This window comes from Haloferax sp. Atlit-6N, assembly GCF_003383195.1.
GTDB classification, from domain to species: domain Archaea; phylum Halobacteriota; class Halobacteria; order Halobacteriales; family Haloferacaceae; genus Haloferax; species Haloferax gibbonsii.
The window spans coordinates 1-696 of record NZ_QEQJ01000058.1 but is presented as its reverse complement, the minus strand read 5'-3'; the positions used below and the strand labels follow the sequence as shown (position 1 = coordinate 696).

The window sequence follows — 696 nt, the reverse complement described above, 5'->3', positions numbered from 1 at the left end:
GAATGAAGCCACTCTCTTCAAATTCCGCAGATTGTATTTATTGAGGTTTGTCATAGCCTTGGTTTGCCCACTTCTGTATTAAATCACGTGATGGCGTTTACCGTCGACTTGATTTCACTCCGGATCGTGGGCGATGCTAAAGAGATCACCCCGTAGAGGGCCGCTCCACCAGCGATGATTACACCGAGAGAGAGCTGCCCTATCTCGTCGAGGAGAGACGTGATACTATAGACACCAACACCCATAAGGATCGCTGAAACTACCAGCCAGCTGATTGCCTTCAGAGGGAACCGGATATCTAGTTCTGTAGAAAGAAGCCAAGCGTGTGACGCGGTATTCGCGAAAGCTCCAAGCGTCGTGCCGAGGGCTGCCCCTGCTACTCCGAAGCGTGGGATGAGTGCGAGATTAGCTGTGATATTTACTACTACTCCGATAATCGTTGTATAGGCGCCATAATCAACGTGGCCAACAGCATGCATAGGTGCTATAAGCGGAAGTAAAATCGCTCGTTGCAATTTCTCGAAGAGAAGGCCTATGATAACTAGGTAGATGAGAGGGTATTGGACGGCAAACCAGAGATCAAGGATCTCATCACCGAGGATTATACCTCCTATGAATGCTGGAATCACGAGGTATAGCGAGGGCACGAATGTTCTCTCTATCAGCTCTTCTAGCCTGACGAAGTCGTTTTCCGCT

1 protein-coding gene is annotated in these 696 nt (G+C 49.1%); it reads right to left on the bottom strand.

Going from position 1 to position 696, the window contains the following annotated elements:
• Positions 1 to 83: 83 nt before the first annotated feature.
• The coding region (locus tag DEQ92_RS21120; RefSeq protein ID WP_199522955.1) for a polysaccharide biosynthesis C-terminal domain-containing protein at positions 84 to 696 on the bottom strand (613 nt) is incomplete at its 5' end.